The 22,138-nt window shown below is 70.4% G+C and carries 23 protein-coding genes; 5 read left to right on the top strand and 18 right to left on the bottom strand.

Going from position 1 to position 22,138, the window contains the following annotated elements:
* Nucleotide 1: 1 nt before the first annotated feature.
* The 3 genes from ACYVC6_RS09825 to ACYVC6_RS09815 are packed head-to-tail and all read right to left on the bottom strand — an operon-like array spanning nucleotide 2 to nucleotide 3,076.
* The gene (locus ACYVC6_RS09825; RefSeq protein WP_460713476.1) at nucleotides 2-874 is read right to left on the bottom strand and encodes a carbohydrate ABC transporter permease; all 873 of its coding nucleotides are present in this window, start codon (nucleotides 872-874) and stop codon (nucleotides 2-4) included.
* The gene (locus ACYVC6_RS09820; protein ID WP_460713474.1) at nucleotides 874-1,791 is read right to left on the bottom strand and encodes a carbohydrate ABC transporter permease; all 918 of its coding nucleotides are present in this window, start codon (nucleotides 1,789-1,791) and stop codon (nucleotides 874-876) included. The genes ACYVC6_RS09825 and ACYVC6_RS09820 overlap by 1 nt, the downstream gene beginning before the upstream one ends.
* A complete protein-coding gene (locus ACYVC6_RS09815) occupies nucleotides 1,772-3,076 on the bottom strand; it encodes an ABC transporter substrate-binding protein (RefSeq protein WP_460713472.1) in 1,305 nt (434 codons plus the stop codon). The genes ACYVC6_RS09820 and ACYVC6_RS09815 overlap by 20 nt, the downstream gene beginning before the upstream one ends.
* A 197-nt stretch (nucleotides 3,077-3,273) precedes the next feature.
* Between ACYVC6_RS09815 and ACYVC6_RS09810 the strand changes: the two genes are divergently transcribed.
* Nucleotides 3,274-4,023, top strand: coding sequence for a FadR/GntR family transcriptional regulator (locus tag ACYVC6_RS09810; RefSeq protein WP_460713470.1), 750 nt, complete (start codon nucleotides 3,274-3,276; stop codon nucleotides 4,021-4,023).
* A 26-nt stretch (nucleotides 4,024-4,049) separates the two neighbouring features.
* On the opposite strand, the gene ACYVC6_RS09805 is transcribed toward ACYVC6_RS09810, so the two are convergent.
* The 3 genes from ACYVC6_RS09805 to ACYVC6_RS09795 are packed head-to-tail and all read right to left on the bottom strand — an operon-like array spanning nucleotide 4,050 to nucleotide 8,268.
* Nucleotides 4,050-5,939 (bottom strand): ABC transporter ATP-binding protein, encoded by a 1,890-nt coding sequence (locus tag ACYVC6_RS09805; RefSeq protein ID WP_460713468.1) that lies wholly within the window; start codon nucleotides 5,937-5,939, stop codon nucleotides 4,050-4,052.
* A complete protein-coding gene (locus ACYVC6_RS09800; RefSeq protein WP_460713466.1) occupies nucleotides 5,936-7,669 on the bottom strand; it encodes an ABC transporter ATP-binding protein in 1,734 nt (577 codons plus the stop codon). Before ACYVC6_RS09800 ends, ACYVC6_RS09805 begins: the two co-directional genes overlap by 4 nt.
* Entirely contained in the window at nucleotides 7,669-8,268 is a 600-nt protein-coding gene (locus ACYVC6_RS09795; RefSeq protein ID WP_460713464.1) for a TetR/AcrR family transcriptional regulator, read from the bottom strand. Before ACYVC6_RS09795 ends, ACYVC6_RS09800 begins: the two co-directional genes overlap by 1 nt.
* Before the next feature lie 103 nt (nucleotides 8,269-8,371).
* On the opposite strand from ACYVC6_RS09795, the gene ACYVC6_RS09790 reads away from it, so the two are divergent.
* Nucleotides 8,372-9,751, top strand: a complete 1,380-nt coding sequence (locus tag ACYVC6_RS09790; protein WP_460713462.1) for an HNH endonuclease signature motif containing protein — start codon at nucleotides 8,372-8,374, stop codon at nucleotides 9,749-9,751.
* A 114-nt stretch (nucleotides 9,752-9,865) separates the two neighbouring features.
* Here ACYVC6_RS09790 and ACYVC6_RS09785 read toward each other — a convergent pair whose 3' ends face one another.
* The 4 genes from ACYVC6_RS09785 to pdxH all read right to left on the bottom strand — a co-directional run bounded on the left by ACYVC6_RS09785 (nucleotide 9,866) and on the right by pdxH (nucleotide 12,400).
* Nucleotides 9,866-10,147 carry a hypothetical protein gene (locus ACYVC6_RS09785; RefSeq protein WP_460713460.1) on the bottom strand — a complete coding sequence of 94 codons (282 nt, stop codon included), beginning with the start codon at nucleotides 10,145-10,147 and terminating at the stop codon, nucleotides 9,866-9,868.
* A 147-nt stretch (nucleotides 10,148-10,294) separates the two neighbouring features.
* Entirely contained in the window at nucleotides 10,295-10,555 is a 261-nt protein-coding gene (locus tag ACYVC6_RS09780; protein WP_460713458.1) for a hypothetical protein, read from the bottom strand.
* Nucleotides 10,556-10,786: 231 nt separating this feature from the next.
* Entirely contained in the window at nucleotides 10,787-11,686 is a 900-nt protein-coding gene (locus ACYVC6_RS09775) for a hypothetical protein (protein WP_460713457.1), read from the bottom strand.
* A 54-nt stretch (nucleotides 11,687-11,740) separates the two neighbouring features.
* Nucleotides 11,741-12,400, bottom strand: coding sequence for a pyridoxamine 5'-phosphate oxidase (gene pdxH / locus ACYVC6_RS09770; protein WP_460713455.1), 660 nt, complete (start codon nucleotides 12,398-12,400; stop codon nucleotides 11,741-11,743).
* A 55-nt stretch (nucleotides 12,401-12,455) separates the two neighbouring features.
* On the opposite strand from pdxH, the gene ACYVC6_RS09765 reads away from it, so the two are divergent.
* Nucleotides 12,456-13,577: a citrate synthase 2 gene (locus ACYVC6_RS09765; RefSeq protein ID WP_460713453.1), complete on the top strand. Its 1,122-nt coding sequence runs from the start codon at nucleotides 12,456-12,458 to the stop codon at nucleotides 13,575-13,577.
* 29 nt (nucleotides 13,578-13,606) lie between these two features.
* On the opposite strand, the gene ACYVC6_RS09760 is transcribed toward ACYVC6_RS09765, so the two are convergent.
* The 4 genes from ACYVC6_RS09760 to ACYVC6_RS09745 form a co-directional block, all read right to left on the bottom strand.
* A complete protein-coding gene (locus ACYVC6_RS09760) occupies nucleotides 13,607-14,197 on the bottom strand; it encodes a hypothetical protein (protein WP_460713451.1) in 591 nt (196 codons plus the stop codon).
* A 68-nt stretch (nucleotides 14,198-14,265) separates the two neighbouring features.
* Nucleotides 14,266-14,853, bottom strand: coding sequence for a hypothetical protein (locus ACYVC6_RS09755; RefSeq protein WP_460713449.1), 588 nt, complete (start codon nucleotides 14,851-14,853; stop codon nucleotides 14,266-14,268).
* 25 nt (nucleotides 14,854-14,878) lie between these two features.
* Nucleotides 14,879-15,172, bottom strand: a complete 294-nt coding sequence (locus ACYVC6_RS09750) for a ribosomal protein L7/L12 (protein ID WP_460713447.1) — start codon at nucleotides 15,170-15,172, stop codon at nucleotides 14,879-14,881.
* A 9-nt stretch (nucleotides 15,173-15,181) separates the two neighbouring features.
* Nucleotides 15,182-15,709: a GNAT family N-acetyltransferase gene (locus ACYVC6_RS09745; RefSeq protein ID WP_460713445.1), complete on the bottom strand. Its 528-nt coding sequence runs from the start codon at nucleotides 15,707-15,709 to the stop codon at nucleotides 15,182-15,184.
* A gap of 46 nt (nucleotides 15,710-15,755) precedes the next feature.
* On the opposite strand from ACYVC6_RS09745, the gene serC reads away from it, so the two are divergent.
* A complete protein-coding gene (gene serC / locus ACYVC6_RS09740; RefSeq protein WP_460713443.1) occupies nucleotides 15,756-16,874 on the top strand; it encodes a phosphoserine transaminase in 1,119 nt (372 codons plus the stop codon).
* Nucleotides 16,875-16,903: 29 nt separating this feature from the next.
* Nucleotides 16,904-18,235, top strand: coding sequence for a purple acid phosphatase family protein (locus ACYVC6_RS09735; protein ID WP_460713441.1), 1,332 nt, complete (start codon nucleotides 16,904-16,906; stop codon nucleotides 18,233-18,235).
* Here ACYVC6_RS09735 and ACYVC6_RS09730 read toward each other — a convergent pair.
* The 4 genes from ACYVC6_RS09730 to ACYVC6_RS09715 form a co-directional block, all read right to left on the bottom strand.
* Nucleotides 18,210-18,710 (bottom strand): O-acetyl-ADP-ribose deacetylase, encoded by a 501-nt coding sequence (locus ACYVC6_RS09730; RefSeq protein WP_460713439.1) that lies wholly within the window; start codon nucleotides 18,708-18,710, stop codon nucleotides 18,210-18,212. The two genes, ACYVC6_RS09735 and ACYVC6_RS09730, sit on opposite strands and share 26 nt — an antisense overlap.
* A complete protein-coding gene (locus ACYVC6_RS09725) occupies nucleotides 18,707-19,717 on the bottom strand; it encodes a DNA topoisomerase IB (protein ID WP_460713437.1) in 1,011 nt (336 codons plus the stop codon). Before ACYVC6_RS09725 ends, ACYVC6_RS09730 begins: the two co-directional genes overlap by 4 nt.
* Before the next feature lie 201 nt (nucleotides 19,718-19,918).
* Entirely contained in the window at nucleotides 19,919-20,884 is a 966-nt protein-coding gene (locus ACYVC6_RS09720) for a hypothetical protein (RefSeq protein WP_460713435.1), read from the bottom strand.
* On the bottom strand, nucleotides 20,877-22,097 hold the full coding sequence (locus ACYVC6_RS09715; protein ID WP_460713433.1) for a class I SAM-dependent methyltransferase: 1,221 nt from the start codon (nucleotides 22,095-22,097) through the stop codon (nucleotides 20,877-20,879). Before ACYVC6_RS09715 ends, ACYVC6_RS09720 begins: the two co-directional genes overlap by 8 nt.
* Nucleotides 22,098-22,138 lie beyond the last annotated feature (41 nt).

The raw sequence follows: 22,138 nt of genomic DNA, 5'->3' as shown, positions 1-22,138 counted from the left end.
GTCACTCCTTGACCCCGCCGCCGACCAGCCCGCGCACCAGGGCGCGCTGCGACAGCATGAAGACGATCGCGACCGGGATCACGGCGAGCAGGGTCGCCAGCGCCAGCTCGGGCCGGAAGATGCCCACCTGCTGGCCGCCGCCACCGGTGGCCGGGTTGAACGACGGCGTCGACGACAGCAGCTGCGACAGCCCCACCTGGATCGGGTACTGCCGGGAGTCGGCGAGCACGGTGTAGGGCAGGAAGAAGTTGTTCCAGTCGGAGACGAAGCTGAAGAACAGCACGAGCGCGACCACCGGCTTCGCCAGGGGCAGTGCGATGTGGCGGAAGGTGGCCCATTCCCCGCAGCCGTCGACGCGGGCGGCGTCGAGCAGCTCGCGCGGTATCGCGGTCGAGTAGTAGATGTAGGCCAGGTTGACCCCGAACGGGAAGAACGCGAACGGCAGGATCACCGAGAAGACGTTCCCGATCAGGTTCAGCGCGTTGAGCTCGAGGAAGATGGGAAGGACCAGGGCCGCGGCCGGCATGATCATCACGACCAAGGTCGTCGTCAGCACGAGCCGCCGGCCGGGGAAGCTGCCGAGGGCCAGGGTGTAGCCGGCCGGGATCGCCGTGACCAGGACGATCGCGGTGGCGCTCACCGCGTAGAGCAGCGAGTTGCCGATCCAGGTCACGTAGATGTGGTCGCTGAAGGCGTGCAGGTGCTCCCACGCGCGCGCGACCTGGTCGAAGCTACCGAAGGTGAACGGTCCCCTCGCGACCAGGTCAGCGTCGGACTTCGTGGGGGCGAGGACCAGCCAGACCATCGGGGCCACGAAGAAGACCGCGAACGCCGCGAGGACCACGGCCCGGACGCCGCGCAGCAGGAGACCCATCAGTCCTCGACCTTGAACAGCCCGGTGCGCGAGATGATCACGACGGCGCCCAGCAAACCGATGGCCAGGAGGTCGACGGAGATCGCGGCGGCGGCGTTGAAGTCGGCGTACCGGAAGGCCAGCTGGTAGGCCAGCTGGTTGGACGACCAGGTGTCGGGGACCATGCCCAGGCTCGCCTGGTTGACCAGCTGCGGTTCGACGAAGAGCTGGGTGCCGGTCGCGAACGACAGGATGACCATGTAGGCGATCCACTTGCGGATCAGCGGGAGCTTCAGCCGCAGGGCAAGCGTCAGGGGCCCGGCCCCGTCGATGCGCGCCGCGTCCTCCAGCTCCTGCGGGATCGTGTTCAGCGCCCCGTAGAGGACCACCACCCAACCGCCCGCCCCGGTCCAGAACGCGATCATCGCGAAGATGAAGGGGAGCTTGCCGGGCGCGATCGCCTCGATGAAGAGGTCCGCGTCCAGGACGGTGCGCACCAGGAACGACGCCGGGCTGACCGACGGGTCGAGCATGAAGAGCCAGACCAGGACCGAGGCCGCGCCGGCCAGGGCGCCCGGCAGGTAGTAGAGGAACCGGAAGGTCGAGGACGCCCGGCTCGCTCGCCCGTGCAGCAGCAGCGCGAGCCCGACGACGAACACGATGAGCAGGCTCAGCCAGACGCTCGTGTAGACCAGGACGTGCACCAGGGCCGGCATGAAGCGGTAGTCACGGGCGGTGTCGGTGAAGTTCTGCAACCCGGCCCAGCCGCCGCTCTCGTTGGTGAAGGCGAGCAGGCCGGCGTAGAGCATCGGCAGGACGCCGAACAGGATGAGCAGCACCAGGTAGGGGGCGACGAACGCGAAGCCCCGCCACCCGTGCAGGCCATGTGTGCGCCTGGCCTGCACGGGCCCCGAGGCATCAGTTGCCGACAACGGCATACCCAGCCGCTTCAGCCGCGTTGGCGAGCGCCTCACCGAGAGGTTCCAACTGCGAGCTGAGCGACTCGCCGGCCACCAGCTTCGAGACCACGGTGTCCGACCAGACCGGCTGGTCGGGGTAGGTCACCAGGCTCCAGCCCGACCAGATCTGGTCGGCAGCCGTCTGCAGCGCCGGCGTGGGGTCTGCCGCGAAGTAGGGGTTGGCCGCCAGGTCCGCCAGCCACTCCTCGGCGGCCGGCGCGTACGCCGGGTAGCCGGGCCTCGCATCCTTGCCCTTCGGGTTGAACTCGGTCGTCACGAAGGTGACGAAGTCCGCCGCGGCCTCGAGGTCCTCGGAGTGCCGCGAGATGATCCACGGTCCGCCGCCGACCTGGCCGGTGGTCACTGGCTCGTCCTCCCACTGCAAGGCGGGTGCCGCTGTCATCTCACCGGCGGGAACCTGCAGCGCGTCACCGAACACGGCCTGTGCGTACCACGCGGGTCCGGGCATCGTCAGGATCTTGTCGTCCGCGCCGCCGTAGGTCTGGGCGAAGTCGGGGGTGAAGACGCTGAGCGGCGGAACCGCGCCGTTCTCGATCAAGGGGTCGAGCAGCTCCGCCGTCCGCGTGCAGTGTTCGTCGGCCGGGTCGATCTTGACCGCCTCACCCTCGAGCTGCTGGAGCGGGCACTGGTTGCCCCAGAAGTAGATCCAGTGGCTGTAGGAGTCGCCGATGTTGCCCACGATGTAGCCCGGGTGCTCGGCCGCCACCTTCTCGCCCAGCGCGGCCCATTCCTGCCACGTGGTGGGGACGGTGTAGCCGAACTCGTCCATCTTCTTCTGGTTGACCCACAGCACGACCTGGGCGAGGTTGTCCTGGAGGCAGTAGAGCTTGCCGTTGATCGTGCACTGGGCCAGTGACGTGTCCGGCCACTCGCTGCGGATGTCCTCGGGAATGATCTCCTCCAGCGGTGCGGCGAACTCGAACGGCTCCTGGGCCATCCACACCGGGTCGTTGACCTGCTGGCTGAAGACGACGTCCGGCCAGCCCTCGCCGGACCGGTTCCACAGCTGGATCTTGGACTGCATCGTCGTCGCCCCGTTGCCGTTCCCGTCGTAGGTGACGACGTCCACGTCGAGGTCGGGGTGCGCCTCGACGTAGGCCTCCGCCGCCGGGAGCCGAGCGGCGTCGACCCACACCGTCAGGTCGGCATCACTGGACGACCCATCCCCCGAGGAGTCTCCACATGCACCTAGCAAGGCCAGCGCCATCGCCATGACGGCCGCGGGCCAGAGACGTCGCTTCATCGCCGCTCGCTCCCAGTCAGGGGCCGTGGCTGGACGCCTCGGCCATGGAATTTGAGAGAACATAAGTCGTATGACGTCTGATGTCAATCGTCAGATGTCTATACTGCGGTCGTGGGCACCCGACGACCGGCGTCTGGGTGGCGTCTGCGGGGCGATCGATGGAGGTCCGAGTGACGAGTGCAGGGCCAGAGACAGCGATGGGCGACGTCCCGGGTCCCCCGGAGTGGTCTCGACGACCGGCCAACCTCGCCAGCGCGCTGACCGGCGACCTGGTGGAGCGCATCGTCCGGGGGCAGTATCCGCCCGGTTCGTCGATGCCGTCGGAGCCGGCGCTGTGCGAGAGCTTCTCGGTGAGTCGCACGGTGGTCCGCGAGGCGGTCAAGGTGCTCCAGGAGAAGGGCCTGGTCCAGGTGCGTCGCGGCTCGGGGACCACCGTGAACCCACCCGTGATGTGGAACATGCTCGATGAGCTCGTGCTCACCGCGAGCATCGCCGAGGAGGGCGGGCTGGACGTCTTGGACGATCTCGTCGTCACCCGGCGCATCCTCGAGTCGGACATGGCGCACGTGGCGGCCCGGCATGCCGACGACGAGACCCTCGAGCAGCTGGAGCGGCTGGTCGCCACCATGGACACCCTCGTGGACGACCCGGCCGCCTACGCCGTGCAGGACCGCGCCTTCCACGACACCATCATGCGAACGTCCGGCAACCGGATCGCCCGCGCCGTGGTCAGGGCTCTGGAGAGCCAGGTGGTCAACACCGCCCGCTACATGGGCGAGATCCGGCCCGACCTGTGCGTCGCCTCCAACCGCGGTCACCGCAACATCTACCTGCGGATCGCGGCGCACGACCCGGAGGGCGCCGCCGAGGCGATGTTCACCCACATCACCGAGGCCTGGCTCGTGCGCCGGGGCGGCTCCCGCGAGCCGGACCGTCTGTTCCGCTGACCGGCTCTGCTCACCGGTCCGGCTGGTCAGGCGACGGCCGCGGCGAACTGCGACCGGTAGAGCCGCGCGTAGGCGCCTCCGCTCGCCAGCAGCGAGTCGTGGTCGCCCTGCTCGACGATCCGGCCGTCCTCCATCATCAAGATGACGTCGGCGTCGCGGATGGTCGAGAGCCGGTGGGCGATGACGAAGGAGGTCCGGTCGCTGCGCAGCGCCGCCATCGCGTGCTGGAGCAGCAGCTCGGTGCGGGTGTCCACCGACGAGGTGGCCTCGTCGAGGATGAGCAGCTCCGGCTCGGCCAGGAACGCGCGCGCGATGGTGATGAGCTGGCGTTCACCGGCCGACAGGTTGCCGCCGTCCTCGTCCACCACGGTGTCGTAGCCGTCGGGCAGCGAGTGGACGAACCGGTCGACGAACGTCGCCCGCGCGGCCTCGAGCAGCTCGACCTCGGTCGCCTCGGGCCGGCCGTAGAGGATGTTGTCGCGGATCGTGCCCCGGAACAGCCAGGTGTCCTGGAGCACCATGCCGATCCGGCCGCGCAGGGCCGAGCGCGGCATCTGGGTGATGTCGGTGCCGTCCAGGGTGATCCGGCCGCCGTCCAGCTCGTAGAACCGCATGACCAGGTTGACCAGAGTCGTCTTGCCGGCACCCGTCGGGCCGACGATGGCGACCGTCTGGCCCGGGCTGGCGACCAGGGACAGGTCCTCGATCAGCGGCTCCGCCGGGTCATAGCTGAACGACACGTGCTCGAACCTGACCTCGCCGCGCCCCGACGGCGGCACGACCGGGGTGCTGTCCGGGACCTGCTCGTCGGCATCGAGCAGCTCGAAGACCCGCTCCGCCGAGGCGACGCCGGACTGCAGCAGGTTGACCATCGACGCGACCTGGGTCAGCGGCTGCATGAACGTCCGTGAGTACTGGATGAACGCCTGCACCTCGCCGAGGGTCAGCGTCCCGCTGGTCACCCGGAGTCCGCCGACCACGGCGACGACGACGTAGTTGAGGTTCCCGACGAAGAACATCACCGGCATGATCAGCCCGCTCACGAACTGGGCCTTGAACGACGCCTCGTAGAGCGCCTCGTTCTGCTCGGCGAACTCCCGCTCGACGTCGGCCCGCCGGCCGAAGACGTTGACGAGCGCGTGGCCGGAGAACGACTCCTCGATGTGCGCGTTGAGCCGGCCCGTCCGCCGCCACTGGGCGATGAACTCGCCCTGGGAGCGCTTCATGATCCGGGAGGTGACGAGCATGGAGATCGGGACCGAGACCAGGGCGATCAGCGCCAGCAGCGGTGAGATCCAGAACATCATCGACAGGACCGCGACCACGGTCAGCAGCGACGTCAGCAGCTGGCTCATCGTCTGCTGGAGGGTCTGGCTGATGTTGTCGATGTCGTTGGTGACCCGGCTCATCAGCTCGCCGCGGGGCTGCTTGTCGAAGTACTCCAGCGGCAGTGCGTTGACCTTGTCCTCGACGTCGGACCGCATCCGGCGCACGGTGCCCTGCACGACGTCGTTGAGCACGTAGCCCTGCCCCCACGCCAGGACGGAGCCGCCGGCGTAGACCCCGACGACCTGCAGCAGCGTCGTGCGCACCGCGTCGAAGTCGACGGGCCGGTCGGCGAGGAACGCGTCGAAGACGAGGTCGGTCGCGTGGCCGAGGAGGCGCGGGCCGTAGGCGAGCAGGAAGGCGCTGCCGACCGCGAGGAGCACGACGGCGACGGCGCGGCCGCGCTCGGGAGCCATCCGGCGCGCCAGCCGCTTGGCCGAGGCCTTGAACGTCGCCGCCTTCTGGCCGACCATGCCGCCGCCCATCGGCCCGCGGCCCGGTCCGGCCATGGGCGCCTCGATGCGCTCGGTCTGCTTCATCGCGGCGCCGCCCTTGGGAGCACCGGCCGGCGGGGACGCAGTGGCGGTCATGCTGCCTCCTCGGCCGTGAGCTGGGACGTGACGATCTCCTGGTACGTCGCGTTGTCGGCCAGCAGCTCGGCGTGCGTGCCGCGGCCCACGACCCGACCGTCCTCGAGCACGAGGATCAGGTCGGCGTCTCGGATCGTGCTGACCCGTTGGGCCACCACGACGAGCGTCGACTCCCGGGTCTCGGGCTTCAGCGCCGCACGGAGCCGGGCGTCGGTGGCCAGGTCGAGGGCGGAGAACGCGTCGTCGAACAGGTAGATCTCTGGACGACGTACGAGCGCCCGGGCGATCGCGAGGCGCTGCCGCTGTCCACCGCTGAGGTTGGTCCCACCCTGGACGACCGGAGCGTCCAGGCCCTCGGGCATCCGCTCGACGAAGTCGCGGGCCTGGGCCACCTCCAGCGCGTGCCACAGCTCGGCCTCGGTCGCGTCGGGCTTGCCGTGCAGCAGGTTGCTGCGCACGGTCCCGGTGAACAGGAAGGCCTGCTGGGGGACCAGGCCGATCCGCGACCACAGCGCCTCGGGATCGAGGTCGCGGACGTCGACCCCGTCGACGCGCACGGTCCCGGAGGTGGCGTCGAACAGCCGCGGCACCAGGTTGACCAGGGTCGACTTCCCGGCACCGGTCGAGCCGATGATCGCGACCGTCTCGCCGGGCCGGGCGCTGAAGCCGACGTCGCAGAGCACCGGCTGCTCGGCTCCCGGGTAGGTGAACGAGACGTCCTCGAGGTCGAGCCGGCCGCGCAGCTCGACGCCGGTCGTCCCGTGCGCCGGTGGGACGACGCTTGGCTGGGTGTCGAGCACCTCCGCGATCCGGTCCGCGCAGACCGCGGAGCGGGGGATCTGCATCAGCATGAACGTCCCCATCATCACGCTCATCAGGATCTGCATGAGATAGCTCAGGAACGCCGTGAGCGCCCCGACCTGCATCTGACCCTGGTCGACCCGGTGTCCGCCGAACCAGATCACGGCGACGCTGCTGAGGTTGATCACCAGCATCACCAACGGGAACATCGTGGCCATCCACCGGCCGGCCCGGACCGACACCGCGGTCAGGCCGTCGTTGGCCTCGGCGAACCGGCGGGTCTCCCGGGGCTCGCGGACGAACGCGCGGACGACCCGGATGCCGCTGATCTGCTCGCGCAGGATCCGGTTGACGTCGTCGATGCGCGTCTGGACCTCGCGGAAGCTCGGCACCATCCGGGACACCACGACGCCGACCGACAAGAAGAGCGCCGGCACCACGACCGCCAGCAGCCACGACAGCCCGAGGTCCTCGCGCATCGCCATGACGATGCCGCCGACCATCATGATCGGCACCTGGACGGCGAGCGAGCAGGTGAGCAGGGCGAGCATCTGCACCTGCTGCACGTCGTTTGTCGTCCGGGTGATCAAGGACGGGGCGCCGAACTGCGCCACCTCCCGGCCCGAGAAGGCGCCGACCCGGTGGAACAGCGCGCCGCGCAGGTCGCGCCCGAAGGACATGGCCGTACGCGCGGCGAAGGCGACGGCGACCACCGAGCACAGCCCCTGCAGCAGCGAGACGCCGAGCATCAGCGCGCCCATCCGCAGGATGTAGTCGTTGTCTCCCACCGCGATGCCGTTGTCGATGATGTCGGCGTTGATGCTCGGCAGGTAGAGCATCGCCACCGTCGAGGTGAACTGCAGCACCACGAGGACCGCCAGCCAGGCACGGTAGGGGGCGAGGTGGGTGCGCAGGATCCGGAGCAGCATCAGTCGTCCTCCTTCGCCGGCCCCAGCACCCCGCGCAGGAGCACGTCGACGATCTCCTCGGGCGTGAGCGGTTGCTGCTCGGTGAGATGGGGGTGGCTCGCGGCGAAGGTCAGCCCCCGCACGAGCTCGGCCACCCGCTCGACCGGGAGGGTGAGGCGCTCCGCGTCGGCCGCGATGACGGTCACCAGCCCGTGGTCGTGAAGCCGACGGCGTACCTGCTCGTCCTGGAACTTGGCCGGGGGCTTGGGCATCCCCATCGCCGCCATCAGCCGGAAGATGCCGAGGAACCGCCGCTGGAGGAGCCGGACGTAGGTGACCAGCCGGTCTCGAAGCGGCAGGTCCGGGTCGATCTCCGCGACCCTGGCGAGGAACGGCTCGGGGTCGAACTCGCGCTCGAGGACCGCGTCGAACAGCTCGTCCTTGGTCGAGAAGCTGCGGAAGATCGTGCCCTCGGCGATCCCGGCCGCCTCGGCGATCAGCTTGGTGGTCGTGTCCCGGCCGTGCTCATAGAGGAGGGGGCGGGTGGCGGTGATGATCGCTTCCCTGCGGTCCCCCGGAGCCAGCGGCCGGGCCCGCTCGCGACGTACGGCCTCGTTCACACGAGCGAGAGTAAGTGAGTGAGCACTCACTCACAACTCCATTTTCAACAGGCCGGCAATTGTGCTTGTATTCGTACGTATGTTCGGTTAGTATCGGATCACGATGACTCGCCTGGCCGACGCTCCCTCGGGCTCCGCGCCCCTGGTGCGGGACCTGCTCACGCAGGTGTCCGCCGAGCGTCGCCGCGCCGACTCAGCTGAGGTGCGGATCATCGTGCTGGCGGTCGACTACGCCCACGCCAACCCCGCGTTGCCCGGTCAGGAGCCCTGGCGACCGGCGAGCCTGCCGTCGTGGCTGGACCCGGGCTCCTACGAGGGGACCGACCCCGAGGACCTGGAGTGGCACGGCCTGCCGGCGCTGCGCTGGGACGCCCCCGCCGCGTTCGCCGCCGCCAACGCGATGACCACCACGGCCGGCAAGGCCCTGATCCGCGACGGGCTGGTCCTGGTCCACCGGGCGCCCGGGGTCTGGGAAGCGGTCAAGGCGGGCCAGCTGCCGGTGTGGCGGGCCCGCAAGGTCGCCCAGGCCCTGCTGGGCCAGCACGACGACGTGTGCGCCTACGTCGACCGCGCCCTGGTCGAACGGATCGCCACCGACGGCGCCGTCGGACCCGTCGTCCTGGAGCGGCTGCTCGACGAGGCGATGCTGCGGCTGCACGCCGAGGAACGCGAGCTCGACCAGCTCGAGGCCCTCGACAGGCGTCACGTCACCATCGACCCCCGGTCGATCAACCACAACGGCATCGCCGACCTCGAGGCGAGCGCCGATTGCGTCGACCTCTTCAACCTCGACGAGACCCTGTCCGCCCTCGCCGAGGCCCTCAAGCACCTGCCCGCCCACCAGCACGAGTCGCTCGACGTCCGCCGCTCGATCGCCCTGGGGATCCTCGCCGACCCGGCCCGGGCCCAAGCCCTGCTCCAGGGCGACCTCGACGCCAAACCCACCCGGGTCCGCGAGCTGGTCGCCTCCCTGCACCTGACCGAACCCCACCTGCTGCACCTCGACCCGGTCCTCACCGACGCCGACCAACGCGCCCACCTCGACCAAGTCATCCGCGACTGGGTCGGCCGCCACGACATCGCCCTGACCGTGCGCACCATCCGACACTGCGGCGGCCGAGCCGGCGGCTGCACCACCTGCCCCGCCCAGACCGACTGCGACCACCACAGCCCTCACGCCCGCAAGACCTACCTCCCCGCCGGGCTGGACCGCGACATCCTCGAGCTGGCCACCAAAACCTGCGCCCACCCCCACTGCACCCGCCCCGCCCGCCACTGCGACTGCGACCACATCAAACCCTTCGACAGCGGCGGCGCCACCTGCCCCAACTGCAACCTCGCCCCCCTCTGCCGACATCACCACCGCCTCAAGACCCACGCCGCCTGGCGCTACTGGAAACTCGACCCCACCACCTACCTATGGCAAGACCCCCACGGACTGCTCTACCTCCGAGTACGTGACGGAACCCGGCAGCTCGACTGACCATCTCTACGAACAGGTCATCCCGAGATCTCGAGCGCGCCCCGACCCGTCCCCTCAACTCGTTCGCGCGGGCGTCGAGAGTCGTCCTGACATGCCGGTGAGCGGATGCGCCCTTCAGCCGCCGCCGAGCGAGTCGGCGAGCAATGAGACCCAGACGAGTCCGAGGACAAGGGGTGCCACGGTCCCAAGGACCAAGCCCATACCGAAAGCGTTCCTCAGCCGGGTAGCCAGCAATGCGACGCTGAAGCAGACAATGACGCCGATGACCACGAAGATGGCAGTCCAGCCGAGCCCAGCGAGGTCTGTCAGGGCAATGATGATGACTTCAAGAACGGCTCCGAAGGCCAGTCCGAGAACGAGCAGGCCGGCACGGACCGACAGGGTCTCCTCAGTCATGTCACCTCCAGGTTGGCCAGCCATCCGCACCGTAAGTGGCGCACAACGGTTTCGACCTGAGCACACGCACTTACGCTCGCTCACGAGGTCTGCGCGGCCGATCATGCCGCTGTCATGGCAAGCCGATGAGCGGCTACGAACAGGTATTCAACTGTCTTGGTGGACGCGTCGCCTTCGCCGTGCATACCTCTCAGCAAAGACGACCACGGCCACCGTGACCGCCACAGGCATTAGCACCCACAACCGTTCCACCAGCAGCGCGCGGTCGAGGCAGGCAAGGAAAGTCTCTCGGTCGTCGCCGAGGGGGCATGCGGATGTTATCGGGTACTGCGACCAGGCCAGAAGACCAGCGAGACTGGCTACAACGAAGTAGATGCCAAGGCGGTTGGCCACGTTTTCGAGCAGCACCGGTCCATCATCGCTGAACGTCCGCTCATGCCGCTGTCATGGCTGCGACTACGAGGCGGTTCGGGCATTCCGGTAGAGGTTGCTCAGACCGGCCGGCCGTCGATGCGGTGAGACGTTCAACTGGCAAGCCAGAGTGGTCCGTGATGTCCGGGCCCCTCCCCGGGCCCCCCATGTACCGGTCCTCACGGACCACCCTGACGTCTGTGGGGTGGCCGCGGTCGGACGTGTTGCTCAGACCTGCGGTTCCGCCGCCTCCTCGAGGGTTGCCGCGTCGACGGCAGCCGGAGCAGGCGCGGTCGTCGCGGGGGCAGGTGCGGGTGTGGCTGACTCGATCGCGGCGAGCAGCGCCCGGAGGCGGTCCTCGTTGCGTTCCAGCACCTCGAGGCTCACGTCCGCGGCGCCGGGCTTGCCGTCCTTGTACTCGAACGGGTTGTCCAGGTCACGGATCAGGCTGACCAGGTAGATGAGCAGGTAGGAGATGAGCCCCACCAGCACCAGCTGGGTGATCACCTCGGTGAACTCGTGGCCCTTCTCGCCGAGCTCGGTGACGACCAGGACGAACATCAGCAGCACCGCCGTCACCTCGGCGATGAGATAGCCGGCGGCGACGTACGACGTGCGGCGCATCGTGTCCATCCGCAGGACGAGCTTGCGGACCGCCGCCTGCTCGGTCTTGAGCCGGGTGGTGAACCCCGCCTGGATCACCGGCGCGAACACGCGGTAGGGGCCGTTGAGCGCACGGATGTCGGTGAGCACGTCGTCCAGCCCGCGGTCGTGGATCAGCCACTGCCGGACCGAGCGGCTGATCTCGATGAGCTGACGCAGGGCCGTCCGGGCCTCGGGGAGCTGGAACTCCTCGTGCGTGATCAGGCACTCGTCGGCGATCGTCTCCAGGCTGGAGGCCACCTCGCCGGGCAGCTTCTCGGCCTCCTTGAAGTCGGAGGCGGTGCCGTTGAGCAGGAAGCCGAGGATGAACACCTCGGCGCCGATGGCGCCAGCCAGCAAGGGGCTGAGCTGGAAGAGGTGCGCGTCGGTCAGCTCGACGACGAGCTTGAACGCCAGCACGACGACCACCCAGGGCGCAGCCGCGATGAGGAGACGCGGGTTGCCGCGGAACAGGCTCTTGGTCACGACCGATCAGCCTAGGTCTGCGGATCGGCCCTGGGCATGGCCCGAGCGGGCTATCTACGGAGCCAGCCGGGTGGTGCGCCAGCCGCCGTCGGCGCGCCGGTAGACCAGCCGGTCGTGCATCCGGCCGGGCCGGCCCTGCCAGAACTCCACTGCCTCAGGCCTGACGAGGTAGCCACCCCAGTCCTCGGGCGTCGGGACCACGGCTCCGTCGAACCGGGCCGCGAACGCGGCGTACTCCCGGTCCAGCTCGTCGCGGCTCGCGATGGGTCGCGACTGGCGCGAGGCCCATGCCCCGACCTGCGACTGGCGCGGGCGGACCGCGAAGTAGGCGTCGACGTCCGCCTGCGGCAGCAGGTCGGCCACCCCGTCGACGCGGACCTGACGCTCGAGGCCGTGCCAGGGGAACAGCAGGGCGCACTGCGGGTTCGCCTGCAGCTCGACGCCTTTGCGCGAGAGCTTGTTGGTGTAGAACACGAAGCCGTCGTCGGAGACACCCTTGAGGAGCACCAGTCGCGCCGAGGGACGGCCGGTGGCGTCGGCGGTCGCCACGACCATCGCGTTGGGCTCATGGAGCCCGGCCGCGTACGCCTGCTCGTACCAGCGCCGGAACATCGCGACCGGGTCGTCGAGCAGGTCCGCCTCGGTCAGGCCACCTCGGGTGTAGTCGGCGCGGGCCACTGCCACCGTGTCGAGCGCGTCGAGCGGGTCGGTCATGGACCGATCATGCCGGGCGTCCTAGCGCCCGATGGGCGTGGGGCAGAATGCCCGCATGGCTGACGGCAGCGCTGGACCAGAGGTACACCACGGGCTCGAAGGGGTCGTCGCGTTCGAGACCCAGATCGCCGAGCCCGACAAGGAGGGTTCGGCGCTGCGCTACCGCGGCGTCGACATCGAGGACATCGTCGGTCGCGTCCCCTTCGAGAACGTCTGGGGGCTGCTGGTCGACGGCGCCTACACTCCCGGCCTCCCCCCGGCCGAGCCCTACAACATCGCCATCCACACCGGCGACGTCCGCGCCGACGTCCAGGCGTCCGTGGCGATGCTCGCGCCGATGCTGGGCATGGGCCAGACCTACGACATCAGCGACGAGCAGGCCCGCCTCGACCTGTCGCGGGTCGCGGTGATGGTGCTGTCCTACGCCGCCCAGGCGGCGCGCGGCCTCGGCACCCCGGTCGTCCCGCAGCGAGAGGTCGACAAGGGGCGCACGCTCGCCGAGAAGTTCCTGATCCGCTGGCGCGGCGAGGCCGACCCCAAGCACGTGCAGGCGATCGACGCCTACTGGTCCTCCGCCGCCGAGCACGGGATGAACGCCTCGACGTTCACCGCCCGGGTCATCACCTCGACCGGCGCCGACGTCGCCGCGGCGTTCTCCGGCGCCATCGGCGCGATGAGCGGTCCGCTCCACGGCGGCGCCCCCGCCCGGGTGCTCAGCATGATCGAAGCCGTCGAGGAGTCCGGCGACGCCGACGCCTACGTCAAGAAGTCCCTGGACTCCGGCGAACGGCTGATGGGCTTCGGCCACCGTGTCTACCGCGCCGAGGACCCCCGGGCCCGGGTGCTCCGCCGCACGGCGCGCGAGCTCGACGCCCCGCGCTACGAGGTGGCCGAGGCCCTGGAGCAGGCAGCGCTCGCCGAGCTCCGCGCCCGTCGCCCCGACCGCGTCCTGGAGACCAACGTCGAGTTCTGGGCCGCGATCGTCCTCGACTTCGCCGACGTGCCGGCCAACATGTTCACCTCGATGTTCACCTGCGCGCGCACCGGCGGCTGGTCCGCGCACATCCTGGAGCAGAAGCAGACCGGACGCCTGATCCGCCCGTCGGCGATCTACGCCGGCCCGCCGGCCCGCAAGGCCGACGAGGTCGACGGCTGGCAGTCGGAGTGGAACGGCTGATCCCCGTTCCTACGCTGGTCTGATCGCGACTACATCCGTCCGTCGTACCAGCTCGTCTTGCCCTTGGCGCCGGCCATCGACAGCGAGATGTGCACGTGGTCGCGGTGGCGGAGCGTCTTGGAGCACTTCCTCTTCGACTTGCAGCTCGAGGAGAGGTAGTCCTCTCGCTCGAACTGGTCCCACGCGGCGTACATGTGGTCGTTCCAGATGATGTACATGATCCCCATCCGCCGGGCCAGGGCGTGGGTGTTGCCCTCCTCGTCGGCAGCGAAGACCAGCTCGAGGAAGGCCTTGGCGATCTTGCGATCGGTCTTCTTCGTCGCGTCCAGCGTCCAGTCGATGGCGCGGCCGTCCTTGTGCTCGGACGCGCCGCCGCCGCAGGCGCGGCCGGTGGCGCCGCCACCCCCGCCGAGCTCGCTCTTCAGCCAGGCCGCGAGCACCTTGGTGCCGGCCCGCGGCTTGGGGTGGCAGGTCGTCTGCGGCTCGTAGGACGCGTAGTCCTCGATCTGCGCGGTCTCCTCGCCGCTCCCGTCACTGGGCGGCGGCTCTTCGTCGGCGTACGCCGGGGGCGCCAGCGCGAGCGCGACGAGCAGCGCAAGGGCGGTCAGGAGCTTGGACACCGATCGACGGTAAGCAGGGCCGGGCGGGTCTGTCCGCGGGTTCGGCGAAGACCACCCGAACGGACGAGTCAGGGGCGGCGCGTCGTCTTGCTCAGGTAGGCCAGCCCGCGCGGCGAGACCTCGTAGCCCACGGCGAAGCTGCGGGTGAGCCCCAGGGCCTTGAGCTTGCGGACGTCGAGCTTGAACGGCGCGGTCTCTCGGCCCACCATCTCGGCCAGGTCCGGCGCCCGGCGCTGCGGGTGGGCGCGGATCAGGTCGAGGGTGGCCATCGTCCAGGGCCCTTCGCTGCTCGCGCGGTCGAGCCGCTCGAGCCGGGTGTCGATCGCCGCCACGTCAGCCTCGGTCAGGTCGGCGTCCTCCCGGAGCGCGATCCGCGGGTCCTCGCCGTCCCAGGAGAGCCGGACTCGGTAGGTCGGCAGCGAGTCGTCCGGGTCGAGCCGCCTGCGCAGCCGGTCCGCGTCCGGCCAGCCCGCCAGCCGCGCTTCCTTGTCGGTGATCGCCGCCGGGTCGACGACGGTGACCTCGTCGACCCGCACCATCCCGGCCGCGGTGGTGAAGCGCCGGCCCGGCTCGACGTCCTGCTTCCGCCAGCGCCGGAAGGCCAGGGTCACCGAGCCGTCGCGCACGCCCTGGGCGACCTTGAGCGGGAGCAGCACGTCAGCGGGACGGTCAGCCGGTCGCTCAGTAGAGCGCCTCGACGGCGTCCTTGGCCTCTTTGAGGCCCAGGCCGGTGTGCTCGCGGTAGAGCTTGATCGCCGTGATCACGTTGCCGGACTCCTTGAGCCGCCGGACCTCGGACATCCACTCGGTCCCGGCGACCGGTGTCGCGGCCACCGCTCCTGCCGGGGCGGCGGTCGAGGAGACCTGGGCAAGCTGCAGCTGGAGTGCCGCGACCGCGGCCTCGAGCTTGGTCACCCGGTCCTTGAGGCCGTCGAAGTCCACCTGGTCCTGCGCGCTCCCGCCGAAGATGCCCATGGCGGCAATCTAGAGGTCGTCGAGGCGCCGCGCGAAGCACCGGTTGTCATCGGACCAGGCGTAGTGGCCGAAGCCCGGGACGCGCACATAGCCGGACGACTCGTAGAGGGCGATCCCCTCGGGCTGAGGTGTGCCCGTCTCGAGGATCATCACCTCGGCGCCGGCCTCGGCGGCCGTGCGCTCCATGTGGGCCAGCATGGTGCGCGCGTGACCGGCCCGGCGCGCCGACGCGACGACGTACATCCGCTTCCCCTCGGCCGTACGCCGCGAGCCAAGCGCCTCCACGTCGGAGCGCAGCCGCCAGGCGCCGGTCGCGACGGGCAGGTCGGCGCCCTCGCCCATGACGAGGTAGCCGACGAAGAACGCGCCCTCCGGTGGGTCGAACGCGGTGGGGTCGATCGGGGTCTCGTCGCGGCCGCCGTAGCGGCGGACGTACTCCGCCTGGACCTCCTCCACCAGGAGCTGCGCGTCCGGATGACCGTAGGGGACCCGCTCGATGCGCAGTGCCGGCATCGGGTCCGGGTAGGGCTCGGGCACTGGACTCCTCGTCGGGACGGGGTGGGCAGGCTGAGACACTAGTGCCATGACCGACCTGACGATCCCCGCCGACCTCAAGCCCGTCGACGGACGGTTCGGCGCAGGTCCCTCCAAGATCCAGCCCGGCCACCTCGACGCCCTCGCCGCGACCGGGTCCAGCCTGATGGGCACCTCGCACCGGCAGGCCCCCGTGCGCAACGTGGTGGGCCGGGTGCGGGACGGGCTGGCCGAGCTCTTCCCGCTGCCCGACGGCTACGAGGTCGTCCTCGGCAACGGCGGCGCGACGGCGTTCTGGGACGTGGCGACGTTCGGGCTGATCGAGCGCAAGAGCCAGCACCTGTCGTTCGGTGAGTTCTCCTCCAAGTTCGCGACCGCGGTGAGCGCGGCTCCGTGGCTCGACGACCCGAGCGTCATCAAGAGCGAGCCCGGCTCGCGCCCGGAGCCGGTGGCCGAGGCCGGAGTGGACACCTACGCCTGGGCGCACAACGAGACCTCGACCGCGGTGATGGCACCCGTCGTCCGGCCCGAGGGCTCCGACCCCGGGTCGCTGGTGCTCATCGACGCCACCTCCGGCGCGGGCGGCCTGCCGGTCGACCTGACCGAGACCGACGTCTACTACTTCGCGCCCCAGAAGTCCTTCGCCTCCGACGGCGGCCTGTTCGTCGCGACGTTCTCGCCGACCGCCATCGAGCGGGCCGAGCGGATCGCGGCGTCCGGTCGGCACATCCCGGCGTTCTTCAACCTCAAGACCGCGATCGACAACTCGCGGCTCAACCAGACCTACAACACCCCCGCTGTCGCGACGCTGTTCCTGATGGCCGAGCAGCTCGACTGGATGAACAGCCAGGGCGGTCTCAAGGGCATGGTCGAGCGCACGACGCAGTCCTCGGAGACGCTCTACGGGTGGGCTGAGGCGTCGCCGTACGCGTTCCCCTACGTCAGCGACCCGGCGCACCGCTCACTGGTCATCGGCACCATCGACTTCCAGGACGACATCGACGCCGCCCGGATCGCCAAGGTCCTTCGCGCCAACGGCATCGTCGACACCGAGCCCTACCGCAAGCTCGGCCGCAACCAGCTCCGGATCGCGATGTACCCCGCCATCGACCCCTCCGACGTCGAGGCGCTCACCGCCTGCATCGACTGGGTCGTGGAGCGGCTCTGACCGACGACTGGCCGCTCTCCCGCCGCGCTGTGCTGGGCGCCGGCGCGGCTGCCACCGTCGCGAGCCCGCTGCTGTGGGTGCCGCCCGCAGCGTCGGCGACACGGCCCGCGGGAGTCCACCTCGCCTTCGGCTCGGACCCACGACACCGGATGGCGGTCTCGTGGTCGACCCCTGCCTCGGTTCGCCGCCCGCGGCTCGAGCTCGGCCTCGACCGGTCCTACGGCCTGAAGGTGCTCGCCGACAGCCGTCCATCGAAGGACGTGAATTCTGTCTACCACCACGTCGACCTGCGCGGGCTGCGACCAGGGACCCGCTACTACTACCGGCTGACGCACGGCGGTGGCACCCCGGTCACCGGCACCTTCCGCACCGCTCCCCGCCTGAGCAAGCCTTTCCGCTTCGCGGCCTTCGGTGACATGGGTGTCAACGCCGCCGCCGCGGCCCACGTGGCCCTGATCCGCCGCATGCGCCCGGACTTCTCCTTCGTCGTGGGCGACCTCTGCTACGCGGATTCCAGCGGCGGCAGCGGGGCCGGCGGTCCGGAGACCCAGGACTTCGCGGTCTGGGACCGGTGGCTGCGCCAGATCGAGCCCAGCGCCTCCCGCCATCCCTGGATGACCACTGTCGGCAACCACGAGATGGAAGCCGGCAACGGAGAGCTGGGCTACGCCGGCTACCTCGACCGCTTCGAGCTGCCCGGCAACGGTGTGCGGGGCGCGCCGGTCACCTACTCCTTCGTCTACGGCAACGTCGGGTTCGTCGCGCTCGACGGCAACGACGCGTCCTACGAGATCGCCCGCAACCTCGACTACCTCGGGTCGGCCCAGGACCGCTGGCTGACCCGCCGGCTCACCGCCTTGCGGGCCGACCCGGACGTCGACTTCATCGTCGTCGGCTTCCACAACTGCATGTACTGCACCAACCTGGTGCACGGGTCCGACGGGGGCAACCGGTCACGGTGGGAGCCGATCTTCGACACGTTCTCCGTCGACCTGGTCGTCAACGGCCACAACCACTGCTACGAACGCACCCACCTGCTGCGCGGCGGCCGGCCGGTCCTCGAGTCGCCCACCGGCGGCACCGTCGACAGCAGCCGCGGAACGACGTACCTCACCGCAGGCGGCGCGGGCCAGGCCGTCTACCCGACCGGCGGCCTGCCGGTCTCCTACGTGACCGTCGAGGGCGGCGCCAGGGTGCCCGAGGCGACCGACTGGTCAGCGCTCACCGACGAGACGCACAGCATCGCGTTCCTCGACGCGGTCCCTCGGGACGAGGCCGGTGTGGCCCGGCTGAAGCTCGTGTCCCTGGACACGGCCGGCACCGTCATCGACCGCCTCACTCTCGAGAGACGGCACGGCTGACCAGGTCGTAGGTCGCGCGGTCGAACGCCACGATCCGCGCCTCCTCGACCTGGGTCGCGGCGGTACGGAACACCTCGAGCGGTGCGGCGATCGCGTCGTCCTTCGGCCAGCCGTAGACCCCGGCGCTGACCAGCGGGAACGCGACCGTACGCGCTCCGAGCTCGTCGGCGACCTCGAGGGCCCGCGCATAGCAGGAGGTGAGCAGCGAGCGGTCGGTCTCGCCGGCGTTGCGGTTGGGGCCCACCACGTGGATGACCCAGCGCGCGGCCATCTCGCCCGCCGTCGTCCAGCCGGCGTCGCCGGTCGCGAGGCCACGCGGGAACCGCCGTCGGCAGTCCTCGAGCACCGCGGGTCCGCCGGCCCGGTGGATCGCGCCGTCCACACCGGCACCACCCCGCATCGCCCGGTTGGCGGCGTTGACCACGGCGTCGACGTCCTGCTGGGTGATGTCGCCCTGGACGACGGTGATCCTCATTCGAACTCCCTCAGCAGCTTGAGCGTCGCGCGCTCGAGTGCGGCCTGCCGCTCGTCGGTGGTCTCGTAGTTCCGCCGGGTCGCCTTCTCGATGGACCTGCCCCGCTCGTAGGCGTCGATCACCCGCGGGTCGACGTACGACGACCGGGCGAGGGTCGGGGTGTTGCCGAGGAAGGAGGCCACCTCCTTCATGGCGCCCACGACGGCGCGCTTGCGCGACGCCTTGGTCTCCCCTGCCTCGGGGGTCTCGGCGAGCGCCGCGGCGGCGAGCACGGTCGCGTGCCAGGTGCGGAAGTCCTTGGCCGTCGACTCCAGTCCGGTCGACTCCCTGACGTAGTCGTTGACCAGCTCGGGCAGCACGGACCGCCAGCCACGGCCGAACTTGTAGGCGAGCAGGCTCGGGTCGTCCCGACTGCGCCGGCGGCGCATGATCTCGATCGCCTCGATGACCACCGCGTCGTCGATGGTGATCTCGTGCTCGACGCCGGACTTCCCGACGAAGGCGAAGATCAGGGTGTCCTGCTGGCGGCGCACGTGCCGCCGCTCGAGGGTGGTGAGCCCGAAGCTGCCGTTCTCGTCGGCGTAGACGTCGTTGCCGATCCGGAAGTAGCCGAGGTCGAGCAGCCGCACCGCCGCCGCGCAGGCCCGCTCCAGGGGCATCCCCTCCAGGCCGAGGTCGACGAGCACCCGCTCGCGGGCCTTGGCTAGGGCCTTGCCGAACAGCAGCATCCGGTCGAACTTCTCGGCGTCACGCCGCTCGCGCCACTGCGGGTGGTAGAGATATTGCCGCCGGCCGGCGTCGTCGGTGCCGACCGCCTGGAGGTGGCCGTTGGGGTAGGGGGTGATCCACACGTCCTGCCAGGCCGGCGGGATCACCAGGTCACGGGCCCGCTGAGCGTCCTCCTCCGCGAGACGGTCGCCGTGCTGGTCCAGGTAGACGAACCCCTTGCCCGCGCGGCGCCGGGTCCAGCCGGGCTGGTCGGGAGAGGTACGGCGCAGGCGCGGCATGGCGACAGTGTCCCCAACGGGGCGTGGCTTCATGCTCCGCGTGCTCAGAGTACGTGCATCGCAAGGCGCCGGAGCGAAGCCATACCCACGTTGTCTCGCGAGCGACGGCAACGCCGCGAGGTGCGTGCTCTGGGCGCGCGGAGCGCAAGCCGCGGCCCGTTGGGGGCACTGGGGTAACCACTCGGCTCCCGGAGACTGCTGTCAGCGCCGGCGGAGCGACCGCATCAACACGACGATGATGCCGAGCCCGAAGACGCCGCCGAGGAACCACGGCCACGGGCTGCGCGCCGTCTCCGTGCTCTCGGGCAGCTCGCGGTCCTCCCGGGACTCGGTGGCGGGCGGGCCGGTCGAGGCCGGACTGGGCGGCGCGGTCTCCGGGGGCGCCATGGCTTCCCGGACCTCGGCGGGCAGCGGCACCCGGAGCACGTCGGTGTGCTGGCCCTCGGTGCTGACCAGCAGGTCGCCCTCGGGGGTGACCGCCACCCCCTCGCCCTGCTCCTGGTCCGGCAGGTCGAGATCGGCGATCGGTTCCAGGGACGGGAAGCCGTAGATCCTGGCGTTCTCGTAGCTGCGCACCACGAGGTGTCGTCCGTCTGGGAAGAACGCCGCGTCGGTCGCGATCGAGACGACCGGCCCGACCTCGGTCAGCCGGTTGGGCCGGGCCGGGTCCAGGTCCTTCGGTGCCGCGTAGAGGACGCCGCCGAAGACCTCCTTGGTGGCGACGTAGAGGCGCCCGGTGACCGGGTGGACCAGCAGCGACTCCGCGTCGCGGGCACCATCTGGATAGACGAGGTCGTAGGCCGGACCGTCGGCGTCGATCTCCCCTCGGCCGACCGGGACGGAGGCGACGTGGATCGAGGCACGGTTGCCGGTGTTGTCGCCGATGTCACCCACCCACACCGAGCTGCCCACGCCAGGGGCCAGTGCCTCCACGTCGTCGGGGTCCGACGACCACCGCGACGTCCCGACGGTCCGGCCCTCCGCGTCCACCGCGAACACCCGGCCCTCGTCCCCGGAGTCGTTGGTCGTGACGAGCAGGTCGCCGACCAGCGCCAACCCGCTGGACTCGACGATCTCCGGGTCCCGGAAGGTCAGCTCGACGGCGGCACCGCCGTCGGCACCCACGAACGCCGCCGGGATCAGCAGCGCGACGAGGAGCTCACGCACCCGCGGGCTCCATGCCGAGCAGCACGGCGAGTCGTGGCGTGATCCCCCACGAGGCAACGAGCTCGTCGTACTCCTTGCGCACTCCGCCACCGGCGACCGGACCGCTGGTCCGGGTGGCGCGCAGCATCGTGTTGCGAGGGGTGTGCCGGCTCTCGACGAACTGCACCACGTCGACCTTGTAGCCCTGCTGCCGCAGCAGCGACGCGCGGAGGGCGTCGGTGAGCGTGTCGGCCAGCCGCTCGCGGAGGATGCCGTGCCGGGTCACCATCGCGTAGGGAGCCGGAGTGGGGGCCTTGCGAAGTTGGGCCGCCACGTCGTGGTGACAGCACGGCGCCGCGAGCACGAGCGGTGCCTCCCACTCCACGGCCCGGGCGAGTGCCTCGTCGGTCGCGGTGTCGCAGGCGTGCAGCGCCAGCACGACCTCGGGCCGCTCGTCGAGCTCGGCGCCGGCGATCGAGCCGACCACGAACTCAGCGTCGATCCCGAGCTCCGTGGCCACCGCAGAGTTGTGCTCGCGGGACTGCTCCTTGACGTCGACGCCGGTCAGCCGCACCGGCAGCCCGCGCACGTCGCTGAGGAACCGCTGGGCGGTGAAGGTGAGGTAGGCGTTGCCGCAGCCGAGGTCGACGACCCGCAACGGGTCGTCGGCGGTGGGACGACGCAGGTGGCCCTTCTCGAGCGCCGCGGTGATGGCGGAGTCGAGGAGCCGGAGGAACTCCTCGACCTGGCGCAGCTTGGCCTGCCGGCTCGGCTTGATCCGGCCCTCGGCGTCGGCCAGTCCGAGCGCCCGGAACAGCGGGTCGTCGGAGGGCAGCAGCCGCTCCTTGTCCCGGTCGTGGCCGCGCTCGGCCTCGAGCGCCTCCTCGCGGTCCTTGCTGTGCACGACGGCCTGGTTCGGCTTGGTGACCCGCAGCTGGTGGCTCTGCGTGGTGGTGTCGACGTGCCAGTTGGCGAACGGCACGTCGAGCAAGGCGTCCACCGCGTCCCGGGCTGCGTCGCCCGCCGCATAGTTGCTGGTGTGCGCCTGCGTGGCGTCGTACGTCGTGACCTGGAGGTGCCGACCGGCCTTGAGGTCGACGTAGCGGAGCTCGGCGCGCCGCCACGCGGGCGTCGTGCCCTTCTGTTTCCCGGAGGCCACCGCCCGGACCAGGGCGTCGGGGTCGAGGAGGTGGCTGCGCATCCTGGCGAGCGCCCGCAGCAGCGGCTCGCTCACCTCAGCACCGCTGCGAGCACGACGAGGACCAGGAGCCCGGC

Source organism: Nocardioides dilutus, assembly GCF_054779555.1.
Note: the sequence above shows the minus strand (reverse complement) of the source record. Positions and strands in the feature narration are given on the sequence as shown.

Excerpts from the sequence above, each read along its gene's own strand:
- ACYVC6_RS09825 (WP_460713476.1), bottom strand. The coding sequence starts at position 874 with ATGGGTCTCCTGCTGCGCGGCGTCCGGGCCGTGGTCCTCGCGGCGTTC.
- ACYVC6_RS09820 (WP_460713474.1), bottom strand. The coding sequence starts at position 1,791 with ATGCCGTTGTCGGCAACTGATGCCTCGGGGCCCGTGCAGGCCAGGCGC.
- ACYVC6_RS09815 (WP_460713472.1), bottom strand. The coding sequence starts at position 3,076 with ATGAAGCGACGTCTCTGGCCCGCGGCCGTCATGGCGATGGCGCTGGCC.
- ACYVC6_RS09810 (WP_460713470.1), top strand. The coding sequence starts at position 3,274 with ATGGGCGACGTCCCGGGTCCCCCGGAGTGGTCTCGACGACCGGCCAAC.
- ACYVC6_RS09805 (WP_460713468.1), bottom strand. The coding sequence starts at position 5,939 with ATGACCGCCACTGCGTCCCCGCCGGCCGGTGCTCCCAAGGGCGGCGCC.
- ACYVC6_RS09800 (WP_460713466.1), bottom strand. The coding sequence starts at position 7,669 with ATGCTGCTCCGGATCCTGCGCACCCACCTCGCCCCCTACCGTGCCTGG.
- ACYVC6_RS09790 (WP_460713462.1), top strand. The coding sequence starts at position 8,372 with ATGACTCGCCTGGCCGACGCTCCCTCGGGCTCCGCGCCCCTGGTGCGG.
- ACYVC6_RS09785 (WP_460713460.1), bottom strand. The coding sequence starts at position 10,147 with ATGACTGAGGAGACCCTGTCGGTCCGTGCCGGCCTGCTCGTTCTCGGA.
- pdxH (WP_460713455.1), bottom strand. The coding sequence starts at position 12,400 with ATGACCGACCCGCTCGACGCGCTCGACACGGTGGCAGTGGCCCGCGCC.
- ACYVC6_RS09765 (WP_460713453.1), top strand. The coding sequence starts at position 12,456 with ATGGCTGACGGCAGCGCTGGACCAGAGGTACACCACGGGCTCGAAGGG.
- ACYVC6_RS09750 (WP_460713447.1), bottom strand. The coding sequence starts at position 15,172 with ATGGGCATCTTCGGCGGGAGCGCGCAGGACCAGGTGGACTTCGACGGC.
- serC (WP_460713443.1), top strand. The coding sequence starts at position 15,756 with ATGACCGACCTGACGATCCCCGCCGACCTCAAGCCCGTCGACGGACGG.
- ACYVC6_RS09730 (WP_460713439.1), bottom strand. The coding sequence starts at position 18,710 with ATGAGGATCACCGTCGTCCAGGGCGACATCACCCAGCAGGACGTCGAC.
- ACYVC6_RS09725 (WP_460713437.1), bottom strand. The coding sequence starts at position 19,717 with ATGCCGCGCCTGCGCCGTACCTCTCCCGACCAGCCCGGCTGGACCCGG.